Source organism: Colwellia marinimaniae, from assembly GCF_002207865.1.
Classification (GTDB): Bacteria; Pseudomonadota; Gammaproteobacteria; order Enterobacterales; family Alteromonadaceae; genus Colwellia; species Colwellia marinimaniae.
On the sequence record NZ_BDQM01000501.1, the window covers coordinates 1 to 239 of the forward strand.

Sequence of the window (239 nt, forward strand, 5' to 3'; positions counted from 1 at the left end):
GTAGTCCTCTGTCTCCTTGCGCTGCGGCTTGAAGAACATCTGCTCTGTGTCCCCGAACTCCACCAGGTCGCCCAAATACATATAGGCGGTGTAGTCACTGCAGCGCGCCGCCTGCTGCATGTTGTGCGTGACGATGACCACGGTGTAGTCGTCTTTCAGTTCAGCGATCAATTCCTCGATCTTGGCGGTCGAGATGGGGTCCAGCGCCGAGCAGGGCTCGTCGAGCAACAACACTTCCG

1 pseudogene is annotated in these 239 nt (G+C 58.2%); it reads right to left on the reverse strand.

Annotated features, from left to right (window positions below):
- Positions 1–239, reverse strand: a pseudogene (locus MTCD1_RS20240) (phosphate ABC transporter ATP-binding protein); the annotation flags it as partial.